At 61.9% G+C, this 18,039-nt stretch carries 17 protein-coding genes; 11 read left to right on the top strand and 6 right to left on the bottom strand.

Translation table 11 applies throughout. From position 1 onward, the window contains the following. Positions 1–472: 472 nt before the first annotated feature. On the bottom strand, positions 473–1,228 hold the full coding sequence (locus H2170_16010) for a hypothetical protein (protein MCS6301574.1): 756 nt from the start codon (positions 1,226–1,228) through the stop codon (positions 473–475). Between the two features lie 135 nt (positions 1,229–1,363). On the opposite strand from H2170_16010, the gene mutM reads away from it, so the two are divergent. The 6 genes from mutM to ftsY all read left to right on the top strand — a co-directional run bounded on the left by mutM (position 1,364) and on the right by ftsY (position 5,795). After that, on the top strand, positions 1,364–2,179 hold the full coding sequence (mutM, locus tag H2170_16005; protein MCS6301573.1) for a bifunctional DNA-formamidopyrimidine glycosylase/DNA-(apurinic or apyrimidinic site) lyase: 816 nt from the start codon (positions 1,364–1,366) through the stop codon (positions 2,177–2,179). Positions 2,180–2,381: 202 nt separating this feature from the next. Further along, a complete protein-coding gene (locus H2170_16000; GenBank protein MCS6301572.1) occupies positions 2,382–2,612 on the top strand; it encodes a hypothetical protein in 231 nt (76 codons plus the stop codon). 50 nt (positions 2,613–2,662) lie between these two features. Beyond that, positions 2,663–3,652, top strand: a complete 990-nt coding sequence (locus H2170_15995; protein MCS6301571.1) for an alpha/beta hydrolase — start codon at positions 2,663–2,665, stop codon at positions 3,650–3,652. Between the two features lie 245 nt (positions 3,653–3,897). Beyond that, complete coding sequence (locus H2170_15990) at positions 3,898–4,371, top strand: 6,7-dimethyl-8-ribityllumazine synthase (protein MCS6301570.1); 474 nt, start codon at positions 3,898–3,900, stop codon at positions 4,369–4,371. Next, positions 4,368–4,826 (top strand): transcription antitermination factor NusB, encoded by a 459-nt coding sequence (gene nusB / locus H2170_15985; GenBank protein ID MCS6301569.1) that lies wholly within the window; start codon positions 4,368–4,370, stop codon positions 4,824–4,826. Before H2170_15990 ends, nusB begins: the two co-directional genes overlap by 4 nt. A gap of 51 nt (positions 4,827–4,877) precedes the next feature. Continuing rightward, positions 4,878–5,795 carry a signal recognition particle-docking protein FtsY gene (gene ftsY, locus H2170_15980; protein ID MCS6301568.1) on the top strand — a complete coding sequence of 306 codons (918 nt, stop codon included), beginning with the start codon at positions 4,878–4,880 and terminating at the stop codon, positions 5,793–5,795. 132 nt (positions 5,796–5,927) lie between these two features. Here ftsY and zwf read toward each other — a convergent pair whose 3' ends face one another. After that, positions 5,928–7,862, bottom strand: a complete 1,935-nt coding sequence (zwf, locus tag H2170_15975; protein MCS6301567.1) for a glucose-6-phosphate dehydrogenase — start codon at positions 7,860–7,862, stop codon at positions 5,928–5,930. Positions 7,863–8,199: 337 nt separating this feature from the next. Continuing rightward, the gene (recA, locus tag H2170_15970) at positions 8,200–9,285 is read right to left on the bottom strand and encodes a recombinase RecA (protein ID MCS6301566.1); all 1,086 of its coding nucleotides are present in this window, start codon (positions 9,283–9,285) and stop codon (positions 8,200–8,202) included. A 1,058-nt stretch (positions 9,286–10,343) separates the two neighbouring features. Here recA and H2170_15965 point away from each other — a divergent pair. The 3 genes from H2170_15965 to H2170_15955 all read left to right on the top strand — a co-directional run bounded on the left by H2170_15965 (position 10,344) and on the right by H2170_15955 (position 13,694). After that, entirely contained in the window at positions 10,344–11,300 is a 957-nt protein-coding gene (locus H2170_15965) for an SPFH domain-containing protein (protein ID MCS6301565.1), read from the top strand. Positions 11,301–11,319: 19 nt separating this feature from the next. After that, positions 11,320–12,192 carry an SPFH/Band 7/PHB domain protein gene (locus H2170_15960; GenBank protein MCS6301564.1) on the top strand — a complete coding sequence of 291 codons (873 nt, stop codon included), beginning with the start codon at positions 11,320–11,322 and terminating at the stop codon, positions 12,190–12,192. Positions 12,193–12,683: 491 nt separating this feature from the next. Then, a complete protein-coding gene (locus H2170_15955; GenBank protein ID MCS6301563.1) occupies positions 12,684–13,694 on the top strand; it encodes a hypothetical protein in 1,011 nt (336 codons plus the stop codon). Here H2170_15955 and H2170_15950 read toward each other — a convergent pair. From H2170_15950 to H2170_15940, 3 genes are read right to left on the bottom strand one after another with little or no spacing between them, the layout of a single operon-like run. Next, a complete protein-coding gene (locus tag H2170_15950) occupies positions 13,652–14,419 on the bottom strand; it encodes an ATP-binding protein (protein MCS6301562.1) in 768 nt (255 codons plus the stop codon). The genes H2170_15955 and H2170_15950 overlap by 43 nt on opposite strands. Continuing rightward, positions 14,416–15,882, bottom strand: coding sequence for an IS21 family transposase (locus H2170_15945; protein MCS6301561.1), 1,467 nt, complete (start codon positions 15,880–15,882; stop codon positions 14,416–14,418). The genes H2170_15950 and H2170_15945 overlap by 4 nt, the downstream gene beginning before the upstream one ends. Continuing rightward, positions 15,879–16,238, bottom strand: coding sequence for a hypothetical protein (locus H2170_15940; protein MCS6301560.1), 360 nt, complete (start codon positions 16,236–16,238; stop codon positions 15,879–15,881). Before H2170_15940 ends, H2170_15945 begins: the two co-directional genes overlap by 4 nt. A gap of 743 nt (positions 16,239–16,981) precedes the next feature. On the opposite strand from H2170_15940, the gene H2170_15935 reads away from it, so the two are divergent. Together H2170_15935 and H2170_15930 are read left to right on the top strand one after the other, a co-directional pair. Beyond that, complete coding sequence (locus tag H2170_15935) at positions 16,982–17,320, top strand: hypothetical protein (protein ID MCS6301559.1); 339 nt, start codon at positions 16,982–16,984, stop codon at positions 17,318–17,320. A 344-nt stretch (positions 17,321–17,664) separates the two neighbouring features. Further along, the gene (locus H2170_15930) at positions 17,665–18,033 is read left to right on the top strand and encodes a response regulator (GenBank protein MCS6301558.1); all 369 of its coding nucleotides are present in this window, start codon (positions 17,665–17,667) and stop codon (positions 18,031–18,033) included. Positions 18,034–18,039 lie beyond the last annotated feature (6 nt).

Raw genomic sequence — 18,039 nt, 5'->3', positions numbered from 1 at the left:
CGGCCGGCCGCAAAGGCGCTGAAGCCGCCGGGGTGAAACGCACCCCATTGGCGCCGGGGTAGTTAGGCGGCGGGGTTTAACCCAATGCCTGTAAGGCATAGAAAAAGTAGATTTAATTATCTCTCAATTAATCCCATGGGCGAGACGCCCATGCCACGTTACGGGCCGATGAAAGGGCGGGACGCTCAAGGCACTCGGCCCCGTCCGGACGTAGCATGGGCGTCCCGCCCATGGGGTTGGTGCTGTGGCGGTTGTGATACTTTAAGGACGCCCTACAGGCATTGGGTTTTGAAAGTAGCGCAGACTTCCAGTCTGCCTTCGAAAAACTCCAAGCCGTTTAGCCGCGAAAGAAAGCAGAGAACGCAAAGAAATACCGGGGATTGTTCTTTGCGATCCTTGCGATCTTTTGCGGCTAAACTGCCGTAGTTTAGCCGGAGCAGACTGGAAGTCCGCGCTACTTTTTCTCGGACGCTTACGGAGCGGCCAAAATGGCGGCGGCCTTTTTAAGGATGTCGCGCTGGGCGGTTATCCGCTCAAGGTCGCATTTCAGGCGTTCGTTGACCACGCGCAGCACGTCGATCTCGGCCTCCATTGCGGCTTGCGAATGGCCATGGTGCAGAGTCCCGGTGCGGCTCCGTGCATTCCGCTGGGTGAATTGAAGTGTAGCCGTTTGACCTGAAGTGGCAGGCGCGTGTGCGGTCTGGCTCACTAGCTCTGGAGAAGGCGGCGTGGGCGCGGGCGCAATCTGTTCGAGGCGCGCCATAATCAGCGCTTTGTTTTCCTCGCTGAGAATACTGTCCGTAGGAGACGCTGCGGCGGCGGTGGGTTCGGCGCTGAGAATCGCCGGGGCGCTGGATTGCTCTACGGCGGGTTGCGCTTCGGTTTTGGCTTTAGTTTTGAGCTGCTCGCGCACGATCTGGCGCACGCGGTTTGTACTCACACGCAGGCGCAGTAAGCCCCGTAAAAGGGTGCGCTTATTCCAAGGATCCACGTGGAACTCGTCCACCGATTGGCTGTAGTCGCTATAATGCCGCAAACAGCCGATATCATTGACGAAGTCGAAATCAGGCCTGAAGAAGTTTTTGTTTAGAAGCGTGACCAGTGGAAATTTACGGAACACACGGGCGTGTAGCGGGAGGGCTTTTTGCAGCAGGTGTTCAACGTAGTCGGCTTCGTTAATGCCATTATGCGAGCAGTAGATTTGACGGAAATCAGACGAGGTAGCCATAGGAACCCCAGACTATCAGTCGTGTGTGACAACGCTGCGTCGATGCGGTGACAATCAGGCGAATTTGCGCCCAGCGTGCTTTGGCCTGCGCGTACGCGCTTGAGCCGCACACCCACACGCCCTAGCGCTTTGGCTATGCCTGAATTGCCGGAAGTCGAAACGACGTTGCGCGGGGTCTCCCCCTATTTGCTCGGCCACCGCATCGTCGCCGTCACCGTGCGCGAACGCCGCCTGCGTTGGCCGATTCCGGAGTCGGTGGATGCGTTGGCGGGAGTCACCATCGAGATCGCCCGCCGGCGCGCCAAATACCTGCTGTTTGGCACCGCCGCCGGCACGCTTTTGATTCACCTGGGCATGTCGGGCGGCCTGCGCATCGTCGATCCCACCTCGGAATGGAAAAAACACGACCACGTCGGCATTTTGCTCTCGTCGGGCAAACAACTGCGTTATCACGATCCGCGCCGTTTTGGGTGCATCTTGCTGGCCGATGCAGCAACGCCGGAGCGGCACCCGCTGCTTGCCGATCTCGGCCCCGAACCGCTTGAGGCGGGCTTCACCGCCGAGCACCTGCTTGCGTTGTCGCGCGAAAAAACCTCGGCGGTAAAACCCTTTATCATGGATGCCTCGGTGGTGGTCGGGGTGGGCAACATCTATGCGAGCGAGGCGCTGTTTATGGCGGGCATCCGGCCGACGCGGGCGGCCGGTAAGGTAACGCGCGCCGAGTTCGTCCGGCTGGTGGAGGCGATCCAGCGCGTGCTGGCGGCTTCGATCGAATCGGGCGGCACGACGCTGCGCGATTTTTTGCGCGAGGACGGGGCGCCGGGATATTTTAAGCAGAGCTTGCGGGTGTATGACCGCGAGGGGGCGGGCTGCGTGAGGTGCGCCGGAGTGGTGAAGCGCAGCGTGCTCGGGCAACGGGCGACCTACTTTTGCCCGCAGTGCCAGCGCTGAGTGGGGGGCATGGAAATGCCGTTGTGCGTGCAGCGGCCAAACACCCTGAGCTCACGCTCAAGGCCACGGGGAGTGATGGTTGCGAGGGCTGGAGGGTGGCCCAGAGCGTGAGCGCAGGGTGGGCTGCAAGCCCGATTGTGCGTACTGGGGCTGCTGAGCTTTGGTGTTGGCGGCGCACGGGGTTGCCGGTGGGGTGGGGCCAATGATGAGTGTGATCGGTTTAATGTTGGCGCTGGGGCTGCTGGCGGCGGCGCGGTTTTGCGTGCGGCCGGCGCGGACGTATCGCGCTTGGTGGGTAGCCCTGGTGGCCACCGAGCTGGGGCATGTCGGGGTGGTGCTGGCGCTGGGGCTGGCGATTGGCGCATGGCGGTGCTGGCGTCGCACGCGGCAGCGGGGTGGGGGATGGGGCTGGCTGCGGGTGCTGCGGGAATAGCGTGGGTCGCGGCGGGGTTGTTTGCGCGGCCCGCTTGGTCGGCGTGGCACATGAGTCGGTGCGTGGAGAAGGAGGTTGCGGCTACGTTCGGCTCAGGCGGAGCGAACCCAGGCGCGGACGCGGTATCCACGGAAACACTCTGGTCGTGGCGCCGGCTCTGGCGTTGGCCCAACCGGGTGGAGCGCGGAGTGGTGGAGACCTTTGCGCTGGAAACGGGCGCGGCGGGCGAAGCGAACGGGGCTGGCGGGGCAAACGGGGCGGGTTTACCGGTTGATTTTTATCGGGCGCGGGGGGCGGCGGGCGTGGCTGTGTCGACGTCGGGTGGGCGCAGGGCTGCGGCGGTGTGTGTGGTGGTGGTGCATGGGGGCGGCTGGGACAGCGGCGACCGGGGGCAATTGGCGGCCTTTAACCACTGGCTGGCGGCGCGCGGGGTGGCGGTGGCGGCGGTGAGTTACCGGCTGGCGCCGACACACCGTTGGCCGGCGCAACGCGACGATGTTCGGGCGGCGGTGTCCTGGGTGCGCGCCAACGCACCGCGGCTCGGCGTCGATCCGGAGCGGCTGGTGTTGCTCGGGCGCAGCGCGGGCGCGCAGATCGCGGCGGCCACGGCTTATGGCGAAGCGTTGCCGGGTGTGCGCGCGGTGGTGGCGTTGTACGGGTGTTACGACTTGGAGTTCGTGTGGTCGATTCGCTCAGCGACGGATTCGCTCAACTCGGATAAGTTGATGCAGCAGTTCATGGGCGGCGGGCCCGAGGTGGCGGGTGCGGCGGAGATTTATCGCAGTGGCAGCGCGGAAAAGCTGGTGCACGCGGGTGTGCCGCCGACGCTGATCCTGCACGGGGCGCTCGATCAGTTGGTGTGGTGCCGACACAGCGAGCGGCTGGCGGCGGCGCTGGCGCGGGCGGGGGTGCGGCACGCGTTCGTGCGGCTGCCGTGGGCGACCCACGCGGGCGAAGCGAACCTGCATGGGCCGTCGGGACAACTCATCACCGGAGCGGTGCTACGGGTGGCGTTATCTTTTACGGAGCCGGGGCGCTAGCAGGGCAGTCGGCCGCAGTGACTGAGAGAACGAGTAGGAGTAGGAGAACGAGAACGATTGCGGAGGGACGGCCTCCGTGTCGTCCGGTATCGGAAAAAAGTAGCGCAGACTTCCAGTCTGCTCCGATTCAGATCTGGAACGCCCCCGAGGGCAGACTGGGAAGTCTGCGCTACTTCCGGAGCCGGGAGGAAAATAGGTTGCCGCAGGCGGGCGGGCTTCGCACACCTTTCCTTTCCTTCTTTCACATGAGTCTCGACGCTCCTTCGCTCCAGCCCGTTAACGGCGCCACTTTTTCCATCGGTATCGTAGCCTCACGCTACAATCCGACCCTCGTCGATGCCCTCGTGAACCAGGTTCAGGCCCACCTGATCGAGGCCGGCGTAAAGCCCAAAAAAATCACCGTCATCCGCGTGCCCGGCGCCAACGAGCTGCCCAGCGCCGCCCAGCTCCTGCTCGCCGCCAAAAAACTCGACGTGGTCGTCGCCCTCGGCGTCATCATCCGCGGCGACACCATTCACTACCAGCTCGTCGCCGAGTCCTCGCAGCAGGGCCTCCAGCGCGTGTCGCTCGACTCGTTCACGCCGATCATCAACGGCGTGGTCACCGCCGAAAACCAGAAGCAGGCCGACGACCGCTGCCTGGGCAAAATCAACCGCGGCGCCGAGTTCGCCCGCGCCGCCCTCGCCATGGCCGACCTCAACAAATCCCTTTCCAAATGAGCAGTAACAAAGCCCTTTTTGCCCAGCGTCGCGATGGTCGCGTGGCCGCCCTCCAGTACCTTTTCGCCTGGAGCATCAACAAGCCCACGAACCTCTCGGACGACATCTGCACCTTCCTGCAAACCCAGGAAAAGCCGCGCGAGCACTACGCCTTCGGCGAGGAGCTCATCAATGGCGTGGTCGAGAACGCCAACGCCATCGACGAACGTATCCGCGCCTTGGCCCACAACTGGGATTTCGACCGTATTGCCAAGATCGACCTCGCCATCATGCGCCTGGCGATTTTCGAGATGGTTTACCGCAAGGACATCCCGCCGGTTGTCTCCATCAACGAGGCCATCGACCTGTCGAAACTGTTTTCCAACACCGACGCCAAACGCTTCATCAACGGCATCCTCGATCGCCTCAAGGACCAGCTCGGCCGCGATTCCCGCAAGGTCGAGAAGCCGGAATAAGTTAACCGCCGCCCCGCCGCGCGCCCTCCACCAACGTCGAGGCTTCCTCCCATGTTCGGACTTTTTAAGAAATTCAAAGACGGCCTGGCCAAGACGGTCGCGGCGATCAGCGAGACCACGCGCGGGATTTTCGGCGGCCGCTCCATCGACGCATCGTCGCTGGAAACGCTCGAAGAGGCGCTCTACACCGCCGATTTCGGCGTCGCCACGACCGACGAGATTTTGGGCGAGATCAAGGACGCCTACAAAAAGGATAAAGAGCTGCGCGGTCAGCAGGCCGCCGCCATCGGTTCGGCGGTGCTCCGGCGCGTGTTGGCGGGCAGCGAGGGCGAACTGAAGCCGGCCGCCGCCGCCCCCACGGTCATCGTGATGATCGGGGTCAACGGCTCGGGGAAAACCACTTCTTCGGCCAAACTCGCCTGGTTGCTTAAGCAGGACGGTAAGTCGGTGATGCTGGCCGCCTGCGACACCTTCCGTGCCGCCGCCGTCGAGCAGCTGAAGGCGTGGGCCACGCGGCTGGAATTGCCTATCATTGCCAGCCACACCGGCGCCGATGCGGCTGCGGTGGCCTTCGATGCCTGGAAAGCCGCCAAAGCGCGCGGCTGCGACTACCTCATCGTCGATACGGCGGGCCGCTTGCACACCAAGGGGCACCTCATGGACGAGTTGGCGAAAATCCGCCGCGTGTTGCAGAAAAACGACGCCACCGCCCCGCATCATTCCTGGCTGGTGGTCGACGGCTCGCTGGGCACCAATTCAATCGAGCAGGCCAAGGTTTTCCACAAGAGCTTCGGGCTGACCGGGCTGATTGTAACCAAGCTCGACGGCACCAGCCGAGGTGGGGCGATCGCGGGCATCTGGCGCGAGCTAAAGCTGCCTATATACTTTTTGGGATTGGGCGAACAACCCGAGGATTTGCAGCCCTTCAGCGCCGAAAACTACGCCAAAGCGGTTTTCGGCAGCGAGTAATCGCGGCGGCCGGAGTCCGGGGAGGGACGACCTCCGTGTCGTCCGGGATCGAAAAAAGTAGCGCAGACTTCCAGTCTGCTCCGATTCAGCTCGGGAAGCGACTGAAGCAGACTGGAAGTCTGCGCTACTTCGTCAGGTGCTCATCAAATCGGCGCTCGAAACAGCCACATTATAACGCTCCTTGGCGAGTGTGCACAGGGCCTCCGCAAACTGCGGGTTGTCCTGCATGATCCGGTTAAAGTCCGACTTTTCTAATATGAACAGGTCGCATTGGCTGGTGGCCACCACGTTGGCGGTGCGCGGCGAGGTGCGTATCAGGCCGATTTCGCCAAAGTATTCGCCGTCGTAAAGGTGCTTCAGGTGCTTGCCGTTTTTATCCGTCACTTCAACCGCGCCACGGCAGATAATATACATCTCTCCGGCTGTATCGCCTTCCTTTATTATAGTCTGTCCGGCGGTAAATGAACGTGACTTAAAGGCCATGATCACCGCGTTGATTAACATCGGGTCGGTGCCTTTAAATAGCGGGGTTTGCTCCAACAAATCGCGCGTGACGACTTCATACCAACGGCGTCCATCGCGCTCGACCAAGGCGCTCGCCGCAGGCGGGCCCCAGGAGTTGCGGGCGTAATTGGGGAACTCCGCGCCGGCCGGGTTGGCCTGCCAATAATCCAGCAGGGGCTGGGCGATTTCCCACGCCGCCTTGACCAGGTCGCCGCGCGAAAACAGCGTCGCGTCGCCGCGCATGCAGGAATAAAACATCACCTCGTAGCCAGTGTAACGGGATGCCTTAAATACGTTTCCGTAGTTAAAGCTCATGTCGACTTTCTGCAATTGCAGGGTCGGGCCCGGCACCTTGGCTTGAAATAATAACTCAATGCCTTGCTGGGGCTGGATATGAAATACGAGGCGGTTGGGTTCGAGTTTCTCGACGCCGGTACCGCGGAAAACGGCGGCCGGCGCGGTTTTGAAGGTGACGATGATTTCGGTGCCGCGCTTCCAAAGGGCTTTGCCCGAGCGCAAGTAAATTGGGACGCCGCTCCACCGCCAGTTGTCTATATGCAGTTTTATGGCCGCAAAAGTTTCCGTGCTCGAGTCGGCGGCGACATCTTTTTCCTGTCTATAGCCGGGCTTTTTGATTTCGCCGTTGGTGTCATGCGCGGGTCCGTACTGGCCGCGCACCACATAGTTGGGCACTTCCTCGGGCTTATATACCCGTACCGACTCCAGGAGTTTGGCTTTTTCGTTGCGGATGGAGTCGGCCTCGAAGGAACCGGGTGGCTCCATGCACAGGTAGGACAACATCTGAAACATGTGATTCTGAATCATGTCACGCAGGACGCCCGAACTGTCATAGTAACCACCGCGTCCCTGCACATCGACCGACTCGCAGACGTTGAACTGAATATTATCAATGTGGTGACTATTCCACAGCGGCTCGAACATTCCGTTCGAGAAGCGGAACGCCAGTAGGTTTTGTACCGTTTCCTTGCCGAGATAATGATCGACGCGGAAAATCTGGTCCTCGTTCCAATGCCGCAGGATTTCCGCGTTGAGTTGCAGGGCGGATTTCAGGTCGGTGCCAAACGGTTTCTCTACAATGATGCGTTTCCAGCCCGGGCCGTCTTGGAAACCGGCTGCGTGGAGCGTGTCGCACAAGGGGCCGAAAAAGCGCGGGGCCATGGCGAAATAAAACAGTACGTTACCCTGCGCTTTATACTCGGCGTCCAGGGCGCTGACGCGCTCCTTGAGTTGTTTAAAGTCGTCGACCGTGATGCTGGCGGAGGAAAAGTGGAAGCGGTTGATCAGCTTGGCGCTCTGCTCCTTGTCGTATTCTTTACGCGTGTGGAATTTCGGCAGGCCGTCGGTTTCGCCGTTCATCGAGGCGCGGAATTGGGCGTCGGTGATTTCGCTACGGCCCACGCCCAGAACGGCAAAATTATCCGACAGCAGGCCGTCGCAGGCCAAATTATACAGGGATGGCACCAGCAGGCGTTTGGTGAGGTCGCCCGACGCACCAAAGATGATCATTACGCAGGGTTCACTCAGAGCGGCGGCAGTAGTCATGAATTTTTATTATATAAGGTTTTGGCTGCGCCCGAGGGTAGAGGAGGGCGGTGGGCGGAGAGTGCAGAGGCTCGGGCTAAACCGAGTGCAGCTGAAGTGCGGTTGGACTGGGGCGAGCTTTCCGTCGCCGGTTAGTCAGTAAAGGCTTTTCGTGCAGGTTGTAGCTGGTTTTTGGCGGAGGGGGAGTATCCGCTGTTTCAAAGGGCGAGGGCGCCTCCAGGATTATATATAATCGGGCCGCTCCTTGGCGTTGTAACAATAAAAAACCCCGGGCGCATGAACGCTCGGGGTTTTGGGAGGTGCGCGCCAAAGCGCGGTTGCGGAGGTGGGGAAGGGCTTATTCCGCCGCTTCGCCCGCTCCGGTCACTGCCGTGCCACCGATGACGGTGACCTTTTCCATGATCGCGGCGGTGAGTTTGGCGGCCAACTCGGGGTTGGCGCGCACGGCCTGTTTGGCGGCGTCGCGGCCCTGGCCGACCAAGTCGCCCTGGTAGGAGATCCACGAACCCTTTTTCTCCAGAATCTTGTGCTCGATACCGAGGTCGATAAGCGAGCCGGAAGCCGAGATGCCCTCGTCGTACATGATGTCGAATTCGCACTCGGTGAAGGGCGGAGCGACCTTGTTTTTGACCACCTTGAGCTTGGTGCGGTTACCGATGATCTTGCCGTCCGGGGTCTTGATCTGGTCCTTGCGGCGGATGTCGATGCGGATGGACGAGAAGAACTTGAGCGCGCGGCCGCCGGAAGTGGTCTCGGGGCTGCCGAACATGACGCCGATCTTTTCACGGATCTGATTGGTGAAAATACAGATGCACTTGGTCTTGCTGACCACGGCGGTGAGCCGGCGCATGGCTTGGGACATCAGGCGGGCTTGGCTGCCCATGGTCATGTCGCCCATCTGGCCGTCGAGTTCGGCCTTGGTGATGAGGGCGGCGACCGAGTCGAGGATGATGACATCAATCGCGTTGGAGCGAATGAGGGTTTCCATGATGTTGAGCGCGTCTTCGCCGGAGTCGGGCTGGGAGACGAGCAGGTCGTCGAGTTTCACGCCGACGACGCGGGCGTATTTCGGGTCGAGGGCGTGTTCGACGTCGATGAAGGCGGCGAGACCGCCACGGCGCTGGGCTTCGGCGATGACGCTTAAGCAGAAGGTGGTTTTGCCGGAGGATTCCGGCCCGTAAATTTCGATGATACGACCGCGGGGCAGGCCTTTGCCGCCGAGCGTGAGGTCGATGGCGAGTGAACCGGTTGAGACGGTCTCGACGGCCATCTTGTTATTGTCACCTAAACGCATGATCGAGCCTTCGCCGAATTGCTTGGTGATGGCGCTGACCGCGAGGTCAACGTTCTTGCGGGTGGTGGCGTCGGGGGCGAGGACGGCGGGGGCGGACGAGGAGGTCTTGGCGGGAGCGGCTTTAGACATGATACGAGGAGGAGCGGACGGGTGTGTTTTGTGGTTGAGGAAGCGAGGCAATTGCCCCGCTGCTTGGAGAGGGGCAACGTGAAACGCGGGGGCGCGCAGAAGCAAGCCAAGCGTGGCGAAAAATGCGAATTTACCGCCATCCCCAGCGCGAACCCGCGGCCGGATGCCCATCCCCATCCCCCCCTGTCCGCCCCCGCAGTCCCAGGTGCGGCCCCATCGCTCTCGCTCCACCCCCTGGACGGCTCCAGCAAAGTGTCACCTATTAGGTGACACTTTGGCTGGAGTTTGGCCCCAAAACGAGTTGAGATCCGTCCCCCCAGCTAAGGTAGAAGCGTACCGCAGGTAGCAACGGCATGGGTTTCGATGCGTTCGTTGACGTGCGGGTGGCTGTTGCGAAGTCTGCGAAACTCTCCGGAGTGATCAGCTCAGATCGCCATACATGATGCGCAGCACCTGTGTGGTTCTTGGCACGAGTTAAACGGCCAAACTCCAGACCTTGAGCTCACGCTCAAGGCCACGTTCGGGCGGGTGCGGCCTGGAGTGTGCCTTTGCCTGGGTGGCTTTGGCTCGGTGTGGCTTCGTGCGTGAGCACGAGGTGTTTTTTCTGGCTGCGGTGCGCCGAATCCTTGAGCTCACGCTCAAGGCCACAAGGAGTGTGTTCGCGAAGAGTGTGGCCTTGAGCGTGAGCTCAAGGATTCGGCTGATCTGCGTTCGACTAGTCAGGGGCCAAACTCCAGGCAAAGTGTCACCTATTAGGTGACACTTTGGGCCTTCCCCGCAGTGGATGCGGGATCGTGAGTGTCACCTAATAGGTGACACTTTGGTTAGGGGTAACGGGGGGGGCGATGGGGGAGGAGGGGAGCAGGGTGGGGTGGGGCTGGGCGACGACGGGGGGGGGGCAGGGCGTTTTTAGGGGTTTACCGTTGTGCCGCCGCGCGCGCGGCACGATTGGTGGGCGACGTGGTTCTTGTTTTTGGTGAACCAGCTAGCCTGTTTCTCGTTGCCTCGCTCCTTGTCCCTTCGCCCCCCCCCCCTTTCCCTCGCACGCACCTTCTCTTATGGACTACTACTCCCCTATCGAATCCTTGTCCGGTCTGATCCTCGGGGTCGGCCTTGCCGCTTTGCTCACGCTGCTGTTCGGCGTTTATACCATCGGGCCGACCGAACGCGGCGTGCTCACCACCTTCGGCCGCGCCCAGCGCACTCCCGGCTCCACCGCCGAGGATCCCGTGCTCGCACCGCTGCTCACGGACGAGGAAAAGCAGCGCTATAACTATCCGTGCGTGCGCGTCATCCAGCCGGGCGGCCCGTATTTCAAGTGGCCGTGGCAGAAGCTCTACAAGGTCGATATGACCATCCAAACCGTCGACATCACCTGGGATCCGGATGTGCGCCAGGACTCCATCGAGGCCGTCACCAAGGACAACCTCACCGTGCAGATCTCGGGTCAGATCCGGTGGAAACCGTGCGAGCGCAACCTCTACGCCTACCTGTTCGGCATCTCGCGCCCGGCCGCCCACGTGGTCGGGTACTTCATCTCGGTGCTGCGCGACCGCATCGCCACCTTTCACGGCGAGGCCGCCGAGGGCGCAGTCGAGGGCGTTTCCATCAACGACCTGCGGCGCAACCTTTCGCTGATTAACAGCTTTATGGAGGACGCCTGCCGCAAGACCGCTGCCCGCTACGGCATCGATCTCGACGCCGCTCTCATCACCAACATCGACCCGCCGAGCGACGTCGACGAGGCCCTCGCGTCCATCAACACCACGCAGAACCAGGTCGCCGCCTCGATCAGCCAAGCCAAGGCGGACGCCGACCAGCGCCTCAAAATGGCCGAGCAGGCCGTGCAAATCGCCGAGAACCGCGCGCAGGCCGAGGCCGCGCCGCTGCTGGAGCTGGGTAAAACCCTCGCCGCCATGCACGCCGAGGGTGGTAAGCCCGCGCTCGACAGTTATCTGCGCAACGCCCGCCTTCCCTTGCGCGAAAAGGCCGCCCAAACCGTGCTTAAACTCTAACTCCAGCCCCGTCCCCGCCATGTCATTTTTATCGACACTTATCCTGGGTGCTATCGGCACCTTCATCGCCACGCCCATCGTGCTCGCCATCGGCCGCATGTTCCAGCTCTGGCGCGTGCTGCCCGAGCGCACGGTGATCGTTTACACCTTCTTCGGCAAAGTCGTCGGCCAGGTCGACGAGCCCGGCCTGTTTCTGCCCATCATGCACTTCGGCCCGCGCGCGCTGCTGTTCCCGCTGTTCGGCAAGGCCTACGTGGTGAGCACGGTGATTCACCAGGCCTACCTGCGTAACCAGTTAGTGAATTCCGAAGAAGGCGCGCCGATGGGCGTGGGCATCTGGTTCGAGATGTTCGTCAACAACCCCAAGGCGTTCCTGTTTCAAAACTCCGACCCGATCGGCTCACTCAAAGCCAACGTCGCCACCGCCATTGTTAAACAGCTCTCCAACCTGCGCCTCGAGGTGCTGCTGGAAAACCGCGATGCGCTTTCACGCAAGGTGCGCGAAGAGGTTTCGCCCACCTCCTCGCAGTGGGGTTTTAGCCTGGGCTCGACCTACATCCGCAAGGTGGCTTTCCGCGACAAGGGCATGATCGCCGAGATTCAGCGCAAGGTGGTCAACCGCCTGCGCCAAGTGACCGCCGCGATGCGCCAAGCCGGCGACAACGAGGTGGCGATTATCCACTCGGAGGCCGACCGCCAGGCTGCGCAGCGGCTCGGCCAGGCGCAAGCGGTGCGGCCGCAAGTGGTGGGCCGGGCGCTGGCGGAGATCCAGCGCGTGCCGGAGGTGGCCGATGCGTTGTTCGCGCTGCTGGATGTGCAGGCGACGCTGCGCAGTCCGGGGAAACTGACGCTGGCGAGCGGAGATGGGACTGGGTTGTTGCTCAATAGCTGATAGCGGTGCGGATGGATTAGCGGCGGGGACCGCGGACGATAGCGGAGGGACGACCTCCGTGTCGTCCGGGATCGGAAAAAAGTAGCGCAGACTTCCAGTCTGCATCGAAACAACCACGGCAGTTTAGCCGCGAAAGAACGCAAGGAACGCAAAGATACCAATCAGCCTGTATTGCTCTGCGTTCTTTCGCGGCCAAAAGGAACGCTGCTGAGACGGAATCTAGCGGAGCAGACTGGGAAGTCTGCGCTACTTTTCCCGAGCCAGCCCACACGGAGGTGGGCCCTCCCCGCAGACGCCGAGGAAAACGGCGGCGGAAGAGAGAATGAGTAGGAGTAAGAGAACGAGAACGATTTCGGGGGGGGGGCGATCTCCGTGTCGTCCGTGCCGGAAGTCGATGCGCACGAAGGGCTGCCTTAAATGTTAAAAAAATGTAATAAGGGCCATTGCGTTTGCTTATGGGCGGGGCAGTTTCGGGCATACCCCCTGTTTCTGTGCTTACCCACGCCGACTATCACATTTTGGTGACCGAAAAGGCGCCTGTTGGTGAATCGGCTTTGGCGCTGTTACTCGGCCCCATCGGCTATCGAATTACCTGCGTGCAGACCAGTATCGAGGCGGTGGCGGTCTTAAGGGCGGATCCTGCCGATGTGATTTTGGTCGATTTGGTGGCGGGCGATGCAGTCGAACTGGGCCTGCTGGTCATGCTGCGGAAGTTTTTCCCCGATTTGCCGCTGGTGCTTTGTGTGGGGGGCCACAGCGAGGCTCAGGGGGCGCAGTACCGCCAGCTGGGAGTGGTTGATATTTGGGTGAAACCAGTGGACCCGCGCGCCATGGTGGAGCAAATCGAACTCGCGCTGCCGAAGCGCGGACTGCAGCCCGGAAAAGCCGCCGTTTGCGCCACCGCCGCCGATTGGCTGGCGAGCGCGACCAAAGCGCCGGAAGCAGGCGCTGAGTGGGGCGAAGGAGCGAGGGGCGTGCCACTTCGTCTGGGGTGCTCGGCGCAAGCGCGTGAGTTAAACAAAGATTTTGCGCGGCTGAGGGGCTTTGGCTCTTTGGCGGTGGTGCAGAGTCACCTCGGTTTTGGTGTGCTCGACCTGGCGGTGGACCTCGTGCGACCGCAGAATTCCTTGCTGGTGGCGTGCCTTGCCGGGTGGATCGACCGGGCGGTGCTCATGGAATTACTGGCCCCGGCGCAGGATAATGACCGTCCGGTGGTGCTGGTGGTGCTGGAAAGTGAGAATCTGGATACGCAAAAGCAGATGTTGGTGGAGGGCTTGTTGGTCCGGCACCCAGGGGATCCACTCAGTGAGCGTTTTGCTGGGCGCGTGCGGGTGTTGCTCTGCGGGAGCGAGTCGTTGTGTGAGCGGCGGCGCGAACACCGTCTATTTCTGGCGGTTACAAAATCACCTGTCGTAAAAGCCGATGACCGGCCCCGCCAGGGGCCGATCATCAGGCCCGGTCAGCTTGCAGGTTCGTCGGCTAGGCGGTCTTTCATGCGGTAGGATTTGCCCTCGATGACGACGGTCTGGGCCCGGTGCAGCAGGCGGTCCAGGATCGCCGCGGTGATGCCAGCGTCGTTGTTAAAGATCCCTGCCCAGTGTTTGTAGGCCTTGTTGGTGGTGACGATCAGCGAGCCGCGTTCGTAGCGTTGGCTGACGATCTGGAAGAGCAGGTCGGCCCCCGACTTGTCGAGCGGCAGGTAGCCGACCTCATCGAGCACGAGCACCGCAGGGGTCATGTAACGCTTCAACTCGGCTTGCAACCGGTGCAGGGACTGGGCGGTGACCAGGGCGTTGATCGCGTCCACCGCCGTCGTAAACAGCACCGTGTAACCCGCCTGGCAGGCCGCGTAGCCCAACGCGCTCGCGAGGTGTGTTTTACCGAGCCCCACACCACCGCAAAACACCACGTTGGTGCGCTCCTTCACAAAGCCCAGTTCGAAGAGGTGGCGTACCTGCGCTTCGTTCAACTCCTTGGGCCAGTCCCACTGGAACTGGTCGACGGTTTTCTTGACCGGGAAGCGCGCTGCCTGGATGCGCCGCTCCAGCGCCCGGATCTGGCGATCCTGGGTCTCGGCCTGCACCAGTCGGCGTAAAAATTCGGCGTGCGAACAGCGCGCCTTGGCCGCCTCGGCGGTCAGTTCGCCGTGGTGACGCAACAGGTAACCGAGTTTCAGATACTTGAGCTGGTCTTTTAATAAATCGGGTTTTTCGGGTTCTGTTTTCATTGGGTATAGGGGCTTAAATCCGGGGGCCGTAGTTCGAGTTCCAGTGCGGCCAACGCGTCGGCGCGGGTGAGGTGGATCGGCCCGGCTTGCGGCAAGGCCCGCGCGCGTTGTTCGAGCAAGTTGAGGATGTAATCGCTGGAGTAGGCGCCGAGTTCATGGGCGCTTTCGATCGCCCGGCCGACTGCATCCGTTCCATACAGGGCCACCAAACCCACGATAGTCGCCAGGTGGTGTCCCGCGTTGAGCCGGCGCTCCTCCAGCCCCCGTTGGTAGGCGGGTGCCGCCGGGCTCAGTTCCAAAAACCGTAGCCGCAGGCGCTGCCGCGCCCCCTGCCGTTTGCGCTCCTCGAGTTCGCGCACATGCTCGGGGTTTTCCACATCGGCGCGGCGGGCAAAACTGCGGGCGTGCTCGGCCACCAGGGTGCGTTCCGCAAAAAACCTCACCTGCGCCCCCTCGATCTGCGCGGTGAGTAGCGCCCCGGCAAACTTCGTGGGCACCGAGTAGCGGTTCGTTTCGATACTCACCCGGCACCGCCGCGACGCCCGCACGCTTAAGGTGCGCACCGCCGGACTGGCCACCGGGTTAAGCGGCAGGAGCGCAGCGCGCTCCTCGGGCAGCCGGTCCACCGGCCGGCCCTGGGTTTCAGCGTGCACGCGCACGTTGGCCACCGTTTCCAGCCACAAGCTGGCGGCCGGCCCCAGCTCGGTAAACCCATTCATCTGCCTCCCGCCAAGGAAGCTTTTTTTCACGTAACCCACCGCGTTTTCCACCATGCCCTTGGACTGCGGATGCCCCGGCCCGCACGCTTTTATCGTAAACCCGTAGTGCCGGGCAAAGTCCAGGTACTGGGCGTTGTACACCGGGTCGGTCCCGGGCACATGCGAGAGGACGGCCGTCTTGCAGTTGTCCACCATCACCTCGCGCGGCACCCCGCCGAGTTTTTCAAAGGCGCGCCGGTGACAGCCCAGCCACCACTCCTGGCCCTGCCCGAGGGTAAATTCCACATGCAGGAACCGGCTGTACCCCAAAACCATGACGAAAAAACTTAAAGCCCGCCGGGTGCCGTCCACCTCCACCGCGCCAAAACTGCCCCAGTCCACCTGCGCGGTCTGGCCGGGGGCGAACTTGAGGGTAAGAAACGCCTCCAGGTTCCGCGGCCGCACCCGCCGCACGTAGTCTTTCAAAATTGAATACCCGCCCGTGTACCCCCGCTCGCGCACCTTTTGCCAGAGCTGCATGGCGGTGAACGGATGGGCCTCCAGCCACCGCGCGATCGCCGGCTTGTGCACGTCGAGCTTGCTTGGCCTAGGCACCTGCGCGGCCTGGCTGCGCGCGTACTTTTCCTGCGCCTGCCAGCGCCTCACCGTCTGCACGTGCAACTGGAGCGAGCGGGCGATTTGCGGCGCACTGTGTCCGGCCGCCTCCGCCTGTTTTATCCGGCAATACAGTTCGTAATTGATCACGCCCCCACCTCCCGGCTCGGCGACGGCGTTACCGCCAGCGTGTGCGTTGGCCTGCCCCGGTCCAAGGAGAGCACCTGGTAAAGTGGCGCGGCGTAGGCGATCACCCCGGCCTCGATTAACTGCCGGCGCGCCTCGACCAGGCCGTCCTCGCTGAGCGTGAGCAGCCGGGCCAGGGTGCGCGTGGCGTAGTAACTCAGCCCGTCGGCGTCACCCACGGTGACCAGGACCAGATAGAGGCCCCAGGCGGGGGCACTGGCCCGCCCCAGGTAATTGCCCCGCACCAGCCGGTGGTCCAGCCAGCTAAACTGGGCCGGCGTGCGCCGGAGTTGTTCGCGATCGATCGGTTGTTTTTGCATAATCGGGCGGCTGGACGTCGATGCCCAGGATCACCCGCCCCCGGGATTGCAGGTGTCGCAGCATGGGTTCGAGGTCCTCTTGCAACGCCACCCCGGCGAACTGCGCGATAAGCCCCACGAGCACAGGGTTTTGCGACTCCCAGCTGTCTTGTAACGGCACGCAGGGATTCGGTAACGCCACCTCGGCGACCGGCTCGGCTTTAGGCTGGCGCACAACGGATTGCGTAGTTGGGATGTCTTGTAACGCCACCCGCCGTCGCGGCCCCCTCCGCCTTGAGTACCCCGGATTGGCCTTCCGCCACTCCTGCACCCGTTGGACATTTTCTGGGCCTTTCCAGTGGTCGAGGTTCTCCGGCTTCGCCAACCATTTGGCCTGACTGGCCGCCCGGCTCGCCTGCTGGCACTCCGGCTTCACGCAGTAGCGCTGACGCTCGCGGTTACGCGCGTCGGGCAAAAAGAAATCGCCACAGTGCAAGCACTTGCGTGAACCAGTCGGATGCATCGCTGTGCATCCGCCAAGCGTCCCGCCGGTTCAATCTCCACCCATTCGCATCCCCCATATCCCCAGCCGGACAGGGAAGAAAACCCACCCACTGAAGAAGAGTTTCACTCTTTAAAATGGGAAGAAGATCCACCGAAGAAGAAGTGAATTCCTAACCGCCAGAAATAGACGCTTTCCCGCTCGCCGCTCACAGTCGTTGTGCGAGCGAGCGGAACAAGGGCATTTTTGCGAACTGCTGCTGATGCGTGCAGGATCGATGGTGCAGCAGGTGTCGGCGTTGGTGCAGCGGCGTGAGGATCTATGGCTGATGGCCTTGGCGGTCTGGACGCGCACGGGCAGTGGCGCGCTTTTGGTCGATCCTGCCTGCGAGATCTGGGTGGGCGAGCAAACCTGGCCGGGGGATTACGCTCCTTTTCATCGTACGATCGAACTCGCTGGAAAACTGGCCCAGTCGGCCCGTGGCACGGTGACGCCGCGGGAGTTGGCGCGTGCGATGGTGATCGAGCCGACGTGGTCTATGCCGCTGTTTCACGAATTACTCATGACGGAGCTGGCGGGGCCGCTGGTGTCGTGGGATTAGGCGCAATGGCCAATGACCAATGGCCAATGGCCAATGACCAATGACCAATGACCAATGGCCAATGACCAATGGCCAATGGTTAATCTAATGTTGGTTATAGGCTTTTCTCATCCCTCTCCGAGATCGCGGAGCGATTTTGATCCTAGGTCGTAGCGTCTAAACGTATCTATCCGTTGGTATCAGGCTAGGGATTTTCTTTAGGGGTGAAAAATAGGGCTAAAGTTTACCTCAAGTTGTGCCGATAGGGATAGGGTGAACACCTCACGTCTCCACGTCTTTGCCCGTCTGCGTTGCCGCGGACTCCGGTGCGGCGTGGTGCAGCCCGCTTTCTTAACCCCGGCCTTATGAGCAAACGAATCCTCACCGTCGATGACGCCGCGACCATGCGTAAAATGGTCGCCTTTACCCTCAAGGACGCGGGTTACGAGGTACTCGAAGCAGTAGATGGCTGCGACGCCCTCAAGGTCCTCAAGGATCGCTCCGTCGATGCGATCATCACCGACCTGAACATGCCCAACATGGACGGCATCGAACTGACCCGCCAGTTGCGCGCCCTGCCTGCCTTCGCCCGCACGCCGATTATTTTGCTCACCACGGAATCTGATCCGGCGAAAAAATTGGCAGGCCGCACGGCCGGCGCCACCGGGTGGATTATCAAACCCTTCAACCAAGAACAGCTCCTCGCCATTGTGGCGAAAGTATTGCCCACCTGAACCCCC

The organism is Opitutus sp. (assembly GCA_024998815.1).
In the GTDB taxonomy this organism is placed as follows: domain Bacteria; phylum Verrucomicrobiota; class Verrucomicrobiia; order Opitutales; family Opitutaceae; genus Rariglobus.
The sequence above is the reverse complement of the archived record's forward strand: the minus strand, read 5'-3'. Positions and strand labels throughout refer to the sequence as shown.

Bases quoted from the DNA above. Each gene is read 5' to 3' on its own strand.
- H2170_15950 (MCS6301562.1), bottom strand. From the start codon at position 14,419: ATGAAAACAGAACCCGAAAAACCCGATTTATTAAAAGACCAGCTCAAG.
- nusB (MCS6301569.1), top strand. From the start codon at position 4,368: ATGAGCAGTAACAAAGCCCTTTTTGCCCAGCGTCGCGATGGTCGCGTG.
- H2170_15965 (MCS6301565.1), top strand. From the start codon at position 10,344: ATGGACTACTACTCCCCTATCGAATCCTTGTCCGGTCTGATCCTCGGG.
- zwf (MCS6301567.1), bottom strand. From the start codon at position 7,862: ATGACTACTGCCGCCGCTCTGAGTGAACCCTGCGTAATGATCATCTTT.
- H2170_15960 (MCS6301564.1), top strand. From the start codon at position 11,320: ATGTCATTTTTATCGACACTTATCCTGGGTGCTATCGGCACCTTCATC.
- H2170_15990 (MCS6301570.1), top strand. From the start codon at position 3,898: ATGAGTCTCGACGCTCCTTCGCTCCAGCCCGTTAACGGCGCCACTTTT.
- H2170_15940 (MCS6301560.1), bottom strand. From the start codon at position 16,238: ATGCAAAAACAACCGATCGATCGCGAACAACTCCGGCGCACGCCGGCC.
- H2170_16010 (MCS6301574.1), bottom strand. From the start codon at position 1,228: ATGGCTACCTCGTCTGATTTCCGTCAAATCTACTGCTCGCATAATGGC.
- ftsY (MCS6301568.1), top strand. From the start codon at position 4,878: ATGTTCGGACTTTTTAAGAAATTCAAAGACGGCCTGGCCAAGACGGTC.
- mutM (MCS6301573.1), top strand. From the start codon at position 1,364: ATGCCTGAATTGCCGGAAGTCGAAACGACGTTGCGCGGGGTCTCCCCC.
- H2170_15995 (MCS6301571.1), top strand. From the start codon at position 2,663: ATGAGTCGGTGCGTGGAGAAGGAGGTTGCGGCTACGTTCGGCTCAGGC.
- H2170_16000 (MCS6301572.1), top strand. From the start codon at position 2,382: ATGATGAGTGTGATCGGTTTAATGTTGGCGCTGGGGCTGCTGGCGGCG.
- recA (MCS6301566.1), bottom strand. From the start codon at position 9,285: ATGTCTAAAGCCGCTCCCGCCAAGACCTCCTCGTCCGCCCCCGCCGTC.
- H2170_15930 (MCS6301558.1), top strand. From the start codon at position 17,665: ATGAGCAAACGAATCCTCACCGTCGATGACGCCGCGACCATGCGTAAA.
- H2170_15935 (MCS6301559.1), top strand. From the start codon at position 16,982: ATGCGTGCAGGATCGATGGTGCAGCAGGTGTCGGCGTTGGTGCAGCGG.